The sequence below is a fragment of the Vicinamibacterales bacterium genome, assembly GCA_035699745.1.
Taxonomy (GTDB): domain Bacteria; phylum Acidobacteriota; class Vicinamibacteria; order Vicinamibacterales; family 2-12-FULL-66-21; genus JAICSD01.
Genome location: DASSPH010000064.1, coordinates 44,934 through 52,905, shown reverse-complemented (window position 1 = coordinate 52,905; position 7,972 = coordinate 44,934). Strand labels below are relative to the sequence as shown.

The window sequence follows — 7,972 nt, the reverse complement described above, 5'->3', positions numbered from 1 at the left end:
GTCGAACCCCGAACCCGTCGAACCCCGAACCCGTAGAACCCCGAACCCGTAGAACCCCGAACCCGTAGAACCCCGAACCCGTCGAACCCCGAACCCGTAGAACCCGAGGAACCCGTAGAACCCGTAGAACCCGTTACTTGTGGATGTCTGCGAGCGCGCCTGCGTCCTTGTTGGCCTCGACGGTTCGCACCGGCCCCTTCAAGGCAATCGTGCGCTGCACCTCGCGGTCGGTGACGGGGACGACCACGTCCTCCACGCGCCCGTCCTCATACGTGATCGTGACGGTGATCGGCACGTCGAAGACGTCCCCCTTCTGCTCGAAGCGCACGTGCAGCTCGCGGCCGGTGACGCGTGAGCTGAACTGGACGTCGGGGAGGCGGCTGCCGAAGATCCAGCGATCGAAGAACTGCTCGAGCGATCGCCCCGAGGCTTTCTCCATCGCGGCGCGGAAGTCGTTGGTGCCCGCTTTCCTGTAGCGCCAGCTCGAGTAGAACTCGCGCAAGCCGGCGAAGAACGCCTCGTCGCCGACCAGCCGCCGCAGCATGTGCAGCACCATCGCGCCCTTGTTGTAGACCAGCGCGCGGAACGTCCGCCCTTCGCTGCGGATGTGCCCGAGGCGGTACCCGAGGTAGACCGGGCCCTGCGGCGACAGATCCATGGCCCACTTGCGCATCTGCCGCAACACGCCGCCGAACTGCTCCGGGCCGCGCTCGCGCTCGGCATACAGCGCGGCGAAGTACTGCGCGAACCCCTCGCTGAGCCATTGCTCGTGATAGTTCTTCCAGCCGACCGCCTGTCCCCACCACTGGTGCGCGATCTCGTGCGCGATGAAGAACGATGGATAGTTCGGAAAGGCCACCGGATCGTTCGTCCAGACGAACGGCGACAGCGGGATCGGCTGGTTGAGCAGCGCGAAGTAGGCCGGGCTGTGCCCGCCCGGCGTCTCGTTCTCGGTGAGCGCGAGTGTGAACGACTCGTACGGCGCGTCGTCCAGGAGCGAGCCGTAGAACTTCAGGATGTCGGCCGCCTTCGCCGCATGCGCCCGAATCTTGCTGACCTGGCGGGGATTGGCGGCGACGATCAGCGTCAGCGGTTGCCCGTCGTCGGTCAGCATGAGCGGAGTCGGCGCGCTCGACTGGAACCGGCTGATCAGGACCGCGAGATAGCGCGTCGGCTTCGTCGTCTCGAAGACGTAGCGCTTGCGCGGCCGCTGCCCCGGCGCCGCCGGCAGCACGGCGGCGGGCCCGGCCTGGGAGCCGCTGGCGACGACGTCCAGGTCGCCGGGGACGTTCACCGTCAGCTTTGCGGTCGCGTAATCGGTGACCGGCGCCTGCGGATACCAGTAGCTGCGATTGCTGTAGGTGTACTGCGGCTCCACCGGAATCTGGATCGCGTCGTCGATGCGCTCCTGCTGCACGGCGATCGCCTCGCGATCGACCGCCTGCGGCGGCAGCCGTCCGCCGTAGGTGATGACGATGTCGATCTCGGCCTGTGAAACGATCGTCGACGGAAAACCGATCAGCACGTTGTTCTGTCCGACGACGCGGAGGTGGAGCAGACGCCCGAACTGCGGAGAGGTGACGCTGCGCACGACGAGCGGATCCGCCAGGCGAACCGTGAGCGTGGAGAAGTAGGGATTGCGTGCGCGGAGCGTCAGGCGCGCGCTGCCCTCGATCCAGCTCCGGTCGGGGGCGAACGACGCCTCGATGTCGTACCTGGTGATGTCGTACTCGACGCGATCGTCCTCGCTGAAGAACCGCCCGCGCGCGGCGAGCTTGTCGGCCGAGGTGTAGACGGCGATGTTGCGGTGACGCCGCCGGTCGAAGAACGAGATGTCTTCCGGCTCCGATCCCGAGCGGGCGTAGGTGAGCGTGCCGTACCGCGAGGTCACCACCTCGGCGACGACGTCGCCGAGCGACGGCACCAGCGACCAGTCCGACGTACTGAGATCGTTCAGATCGATCTGGAAGCTGCGCGACAGATTGGCGTCGAACACCTGCACCGCGCGTCTGGCGCGGCCGGCGTCGGCGGGGCGCGGCTTGAGCGACGCGGCATCGAAGCGGAAGTCGAATTCGCCCGGGTTCACCCGGAAGAACACCGAGCTGAAATCGGCGCCGAGCGCGTCGCTGCCCGAGAAGATGCGGATCTGTCCCTGCTCCGATTCCTGCTTCGGCGCGAATTCCATCCGCCCGCGTCCGAGGAGCACGACGGCGGTCGGCCCGTCCGGGGTCTTCGACACGAACGCCGTGCCGTTCGGCAGCGTCAGCGTCAGGTCCGGCGCGCGCACGACGAGGTTCCGCACCTCGTACTCGGTGGAAACGTCGAGGGCGAGCCGGAACAACCCGTTGACGACCGTCAGCCGCTCGAGGCCAATGATCGTCCAGGGCGCGCCTGCCGCGCCGGGCTGGGCGTCGAGACGCCAGGACGCGACCCGGCCTTCGCCGCCGCGCTCGGTGAACGTCTCGATCAGCAGCCGGACGCCGCCGCCGTCCGCGAGCGGCGCGCGATCGCGCTCCTTCACGGCGGAGTGCGTGGGCTTCGGGAAGGTGAGCCCCTGGACGAACTCGGACACGAGCGCCGCGGGCACATCCGGCGAGACGCGCGAGCGGATGGCGCCGGCGTCTCCGGTTTCCGTGGCTCTGTCGAGAAAGAAGACGAGCTGGGTCAGCGCGTCGGGCTCGACCGGCTGAGCGGACTGCCGCGCCGCCGCCGTGCACGGCAGCAGAACCAGACACGCGCAGGCCAGCAGGCGGACCACCATCGGCGGGGACGCTAGTTATTAGACACCGGAACGGGCGGCGGCAGTTCGCCCACCATCGCTCGCCCGTCCCGCGACCTCCGGCAGGCAAGTGACGAACTACGTTCTTTTGAGGATCAACACCGTCAAATCGTCCGTGAACCGCGAATCCCTGGCGTGCCCTTCGACCGCGTGCAGAATCGCCGGCGCGAGCACGGCTGGGCTGTCGCTCCCGCGGGCCGCGACGAGCCGTTCGAGCCCGGTCTCTTCGAACGGCTGTCCGGCGGGATTCTCCGCCTCCGTGATGCCGTCGCTGTAGAGCACCAGCAGATCGCCGTGCCCCACCGAGGTGGTGACGGCATCGTAGGTGCTGCCCTCGAACATCCCGAGCGCGATCCCGGTTCCGGTGAGCCGTTCGATCGTGCCGTCGGCGCGGCGCAGCAGCGGCGGGTTCTGTCCCGCGTTGACGTACGTGAGCGCGCCCGTGGCCGGCGTGTAGACGCCGTAGAACAGGGTGATGAACCTGGATCCCGGCGTGTGGCGGCAGATCTGCGTATTCAGCCGCGCGACGAGGGCGCACGCCTCGAGCTTCTCGTCGACGAGCGTCCGCAGCACGGCGAGCAGCAACGCCATCAGCAGCGCCGCCGGGCTGCCTTTCCCCGCCACGTCGCCGATGGTGACGATCACGCGCCCTTCGGGATCGTCGATCAGCGGCAGCACGTCGTAGAAATCCCCGCCGACGGTATTCGCCGGCCGCGTCACGCCGCAGATTTCCGCATCGCCGGCGGTGTAGGTCCCCGTCGGCAGCATCGCGAGCTGGATCTCGCGCGCGACCTCGAGCTCCCCTTTCAGCGACAGCCGATCGGCCACCTCGAGCAGCACCAGCAGGTTCACCAGCACGATGCTGACGAGGAGCGCGAACGTGCCGTCGGCCCACTGCGGCGCGACGACGACGACGTTGAAGAAAGGCGTGCCGAACGGGACGGAGACCATGGTCCAGCCGCGATAGAGCTTGATCACGCCGATCAGCGCGACCACGAGCGAGATCAGGTACAACGCGCGCCGCGCCGGCGACAGCTTCAGCGTGAACGCGACGAAGACCTGCCGCATCCGGAGCAGCTGACGCCGCCACCACGGCTCGCGCGCGAGCCGGTCCTCGTCCAGCCCGCGCGAGAAGAACCGGTAGGCCTCGCGCGAATCGTGCGTGAACAGCCGCCCGAGATCCTCCGCCGTGACGTCCCGCGCCACGTCCCTGGTCCACATGTCGAACCAGTGCGCGCCCGAGGGATTAGCCTGCTTCCCCATTCGTGTGTGCGTCTTCCGCTGTCAGCTGTCCACTTTCCGCCGTCCGCTTCCCGCCGTCCGCTGTCCGCCTTCCGCTCTAGATCAGGCCGATTTCGCGGCCGACGGCGGCGAATGCGTCGAGCGCGTACTGCAGGTCCTCGCGCGTGTGGGTCGCGGTCACGATCGTCCGCACGCGGGCCTTGTCGCGCGCCACCGTCGGGAAGGCGATTCCCTGCGCGAAGACGCCGCGCTCGAAGAGCTTGTCGGACAGCTCCATCGCCTTCGCCCCTTCGCCGGCGATCACCGGCGTAATCGGGCTCTCGCTCAAGCCGGTGTCGAAGCCGAGCCGGTGCAGCCCCTCTTTGAAGAAACGAGTGTTGTCCCAGAGCCGTTCGATGATTTCCGGCTCTTCCATCAGCACGTCGAGCGCCGCGATGCACGCGAGCACCACCGCGGGGGGATGCGACGTCGAGAACAGGAACGGGCGCGCCCGGTGATAGAGAAAGTCGATCAGGTCGCGGCTGCCGGCGACGTAGCCGCCCAGACAGCCGACCGCTTTCGACAGCGTGCCGACCTGGACGTCCACCCGCCCGTGCATGCCGAAATGGTCGATCGTGCCGCGCCCGTTCTTCCCGAACACGCCGCTCGCATGCGCATCGTCCACCATCATGATGCACCCGGTTTCCTCGGCCAGGTCGCAGAGCGCCGGAAGCGGCCCCAGGTCGCCGTCCATGCTGAACACGCCGTCGGTGATGAGGAGCTTGCGCTGCGACGCCGGGAGATCCTTGACGATCCGTCTGGCGGCGTCCACGTCCTTGTGGGGAAAGACCTTGATGGTGGCCCGGCTGAGACGGCAGCCGTCGATGATGCTGGCGTGGTTCAACTCGTCCGAGATGACCACGTCTTCCTTGGTGAGGATGGCGGAGACGGTCCCGGCGTTCGCCGCGAAGCCGCTCTGGAAGACCACCACCTTTTCGACCTTCTTGAACTCCGCCAGCCGCCGTTCGAGCTCCATGTGAATTTCCATGGTTCCGGCGATGGTCCTGACGGATCCCGTGCCCACGCCATACTTCTCGACCGCCTCGAGGGCCTTCTGCCGCAGCCTGGGATGTGTCGTGAGACCGAGATAATTGTTCGACGAGAGGTTGACTACCGAGCGGTGGTCGACCGAGGTGTGAGCCTTCTGTTCGCCGTCGAGTATCCGTAACTGTCTGAAGAGCTTCTGCTCTCGGAGGGCGTCCAGCTCTCTCCCCAGGTAGGCCAGCGGATCGGTGCGCATAAGCCAGCCAGTATAAAGCCGCGGCTGGCATCCGGGTTGATACCACCGCCCTCCATGCGGCTCCCCACCGCCCGGTTTGCCGACATTGTGGTCGTCGTCTTCCTCGTCGCCCAGGCGTGTGACGGCGTGTTCACTTACGTAGGTGTAAGTCTCTACGGCGTCGGCATCGAGGGGAACCCGCTGCTGGCGTGGCTGATGACCTCGATCGGCGAGGGGCCGGCGCTGGCGGCGGCGAAGATGACGGCGGGCGCCTTCGGGATCGCGCTGCACCTGACCGCCGTGCACCGGATCCTGGCGGCGCTGTCGGCCTTCTACGTCGCCGTCGCGGTCCTGCCCTGGATCGCGATTCTATTTCTCTGAGACCAGTTCCTCGTCGGACAGCACTTCCGCGGCGATGACCTGCAGGATCGCGGCGGTCGGCACCGCGAGCAGCGCGCCGACCACCCCGAGCAGACTTCCGCCGATCAGCAGCGACACGATCACCGTCACCGGACTCACGCCCACCTGCCGCGACATGATCTTCGGCACCAGGATGTGATTCTCGAGCTGCTGCTGCACGACGAAGAAGACGATGACGACGATCACCTTCTGCAGCGAGACCGTGGAGGCCACCGCGATCGCCGGAATGGCGGCGAGGAACGGCCCGACGATCGGAATCATCTCGCCGACCGCCGAGATGAGCGCGAGCACGTAGAAGAAGGGAATGCCGAGCGCCCACAGCCCGATCGCGGAGGTTGCGCCGATCGTTCCCGCCAGCAGCAGCTGTCCGCCCAGCCAGGCGCTCACCTTGACCATCACCACGCGGCTCGCCGCATCGGCGCGGGCGCGATGCTTCTTCGGCAGCAGCCGCAGCGCGGACTCCCGCAGCGCCCACGAGTCGACCAGCATGTAGAAGGTCAGAATCAGGATCGTGAAGACGCCGAAGATTCCGCCCGCCAGGCTCGCGGCGGTGCGCGCGACCTGGCCCACCGCGTCGCCGCCGCCGCCCGGCGCCCGCTCCACCGCCTCGCGCATCGTCAGGTGCTCCTTCAGCCAGCCCTTGCTGATGAGGAACTGCTGCGCGCGTTCGAACATCTCCGGGAGCTTCTCCCACAGCGCCTGCGCCTGCCGCACGAGCGGCGGAAACACCAGCATCACCACCAGCGCGATCGTGCCCAGGATGGCGAGATAGAGCACCAGAATCGCGAGCCACCGGGGAAAGCGCTTGGTGACGCTGATCCGCTGCCGTTCGATGATCCGCACGATCGGGCTGAAGCCGATCGCCAGCACGATGCTGACGTAGACGATGAGCAGCACGTCGCGGACGATGTAGGCGCACCACAGGACGATGCCGGCGAGCGCCGTCATCAGGATCGCGTAGCGGATGAGCGCGCGAGCCTCGTCGACGGAGCGCGTAGTCACACCCGGGTCGAGCCGCCGCGGGCGAGAAAGTCGCGAGTGAAGCCGGCGACGAGATCGTAGATCTCCGCCAGCTCCGGCGGACTGGCGAGGAACACGACGCGGAAGAAGCCGTCTTCGGGACGCGTGCCGAAGCCGGAGCCGTAGACGCACAGCACGCCCGTGGCGCGCAGCAGCCCGAGGACGTATTGTTCGTCGGTGGCCCCCTCAGGCAGCGCGACGCGCGGCATCGCGTAGAACGCGGCGCTCGGGGGGACCGTGCTGATTCCGTCGATCGCGTTCAGCCGCGCGACGGTCAGCTCCGCCCGCTCGCGCAGGGCGGCGCGGAACGTGGCTTCGTGGGAGCGATCGCCGTTGAGCGCCGCCGGAATGGCGTGCTCCATCGGCCCGGTCGAGCACAGGCGTCCGTCGGCGAGCTTCTTCACCGCGGCGAGCAGATCGTCGAGGCGTTCGGTGCGCCCGACCGCCATCCACCCGGCACGCCATCCCGGCGCCAGATACGCCTTCGACAGCGACGAGAACGACACGATCGGCGCGTCCGGATAGAGACTCGCCATGGGCGGCACCGGTCCGTCGTAGGCGAGGTCGCCGTAGACTTCGTCGGCGAGCAGCGGCAGGTTGTGGGCGTCGGCGATCTCGATGAGCCCGCGCCGCACGCTGTCGGGATAGGTGGCGCCGGTCGGGTTGTTGGGATCGATGACGACGATCGCGCGGGTGGCCGGCGTGACGAGGCGCGCGATCTCCGCGACGTCCGGCAGCCAGCCATTGGCGGGATCCTTCCGGTAGAACACCGGGCGCGCCCCGATCTTGGCGAGCACCGCCGTATAGAGAGGATAGGTCGGCGACGGAATCAGCACCTCGTCGCCGGCCTCCGCCAGGGCGGTGAGCGTCAGCTCGATCCCCTCGGATGTGCCGGAGGTGATGACCACGCGGTCGGCAGTGACGGGCATGCCGCGCCGCGTGAGCTCGCCGGCGACCGCTTCGCGCGCCGGCAGAATCCCGACAGAGGGCGCGTAGCCGTTGTGGCCGTCGCGCATGGCCCGCTCCACGGCGGCCACCATGTGCGGCGGGGTCTGGAACCCGAACGTGATCGGATCCCCGATGTTCAAGTACCTCACGACTTTGCCGGCCGCTTCCACCTTGCGCGCCTCCGCGACGATGTTGCGGATGGCGTAGACGAAGCCGCTGACGCGTCGCGCGACGGGTATCGCAGCGGTCGCTCGCATCGGCGGAATGTTATCAGAGTGCCCGGAGGTGTAAATCCTGCTGCGGGG

At 67.8% G+C, this 7,972-nt stretch carries 6 protein-coding genes; 1 reads left to right on the top strand and 5 read right to left on the bottom strand.

From position 1 onward, the window contains the following. Positions 1-133 precede the first annotated feature (133 nt). The 3 genes from VFK57_14125 to VFK57_14115 all read right to left on the bottom strand — a co-directional run bounded on the left by VFK57_14125 (position 134) and on the right by VFK57_14115 (position 5,300). Positions 134-2,761 (bottom strand): M1 family aminopeptidase, encoded by a 2,628-nt coding sequence (locus VFK57_14125; protein ID HET7696847.1) that lies wholly within the window; start codon positions 2,759-2,761, stop codon positions 134-136. 96 nt (positions 2,762-2,857) lie between these two features. Beyond that, positions 2,858-4,042, bottom strand: a complete 1,185-nt coding sequence (locus VFK57_14120) for a PP2C family protein-serine/threonine phosphatase (protein ID HET7696846.1) — start codon at positions 4,040-4,042, stop codon at positions 2,858-2,860. A 76-nt stretch (positions 4,043-4,118) separates the two neighbouring features. Beyond that, positions 4,119-5,300, bottom strand: coding sequence for a glycine C-acetyltransferase (locus VFK57_14115; protein ID HET7696845.1), 1,182 nt, complete (start codon positions 5,298-5,300; stop codon positions 4,119-4,121). Between the two features lie 54 nt (positions 5,301-5,354). Between VFK57_14115 and VFK57_14110 the strand changes: the two genes are divergently transcribed. After that, positions 5,355-5,660 (top strand): DUF5658 family protein, encoded by a 306-nt coding sequence (locus VFK57_14110; GenBank protein ID HET7696844.1) that lies wholly within the window; start codon positions 5,355-5,357, stop codon positions 5,658-5,660. Here VFK57_14110 and VFK57_14105 read toward each other — a convergent pair. Beyond that, positions 5,649-6,701 carry an AI-2E family transporter gene (locus tag VFK57_14105; GenBank protein ID HET7696843.1) on the bottom strand — a complete coding sequence of 351 codons (1,053 nt, stop codon included), beginning with the start codon at positions 6,699-6,701 and terminating at the stop codon, positions 5,649-5,651. The genes VFK57_14110 and VFK57_14105 overlap by 12 nt on opposite strands. Beyond that, positions 6,698-7,924, bottom strand: a complete 1,227-nt coding sequence (locus VFK57_14100) for an aminotransferase class I/II-fold pyridoxal phosphate-dependent enzyme (protein HET7696842.1) — start codon at positions 7,922-7,924, stop codon at positions 6,698-6,700. The genes VFK57_14105 and VFK57_14100 overlap by 4 nt, the downstream gene beginning before the upstream one ends. Positions 7,925-7,972 lie beyond the last annotated feature (48 nt).

What these genes read in the sequence shown, in the direction of transcription:
- VFK57_14110 (HET7696844.1), top strand. Translation starts at nt 5,355, where the DNA reads ATGCGGCTCCCCACCGCCCGGTTTGCCGACATTGTGGTCGTCGTCTTC.
- VFK57_14115 (HET7696845.1), bottom strand. Translation starts at nt 5,300, where the DNA reads ATGCGCACCGATCCGCTGGCCTACCTGGGGAGAGAGCTGGACGCCCTC.
- VFK57_14100 (HET7696842.1), bottom strand. Translation starts at nt 7,924, where the DNA reads ATGCGAGCGACCGCTGCGATACCCGTCGCGCGACGCGTCAGCGGCTTC.
- VFK57_14120 (HET7696846.1), bottom strand. Translation starts at nt 4,042, where the DNA reads ATGGGGAAGCAGGCTAATCCCTCGGGCGCGCACTGGTTCGACATGTGG.
- VFK57_14125 (HET7696847.1), bottom strand. Translation starts at nt 2,761, where the DNA reads ATGGTGGTCCGCCTGCTGGCCTGCGCGTGTCTGGTTCTGCTGCCGTGC.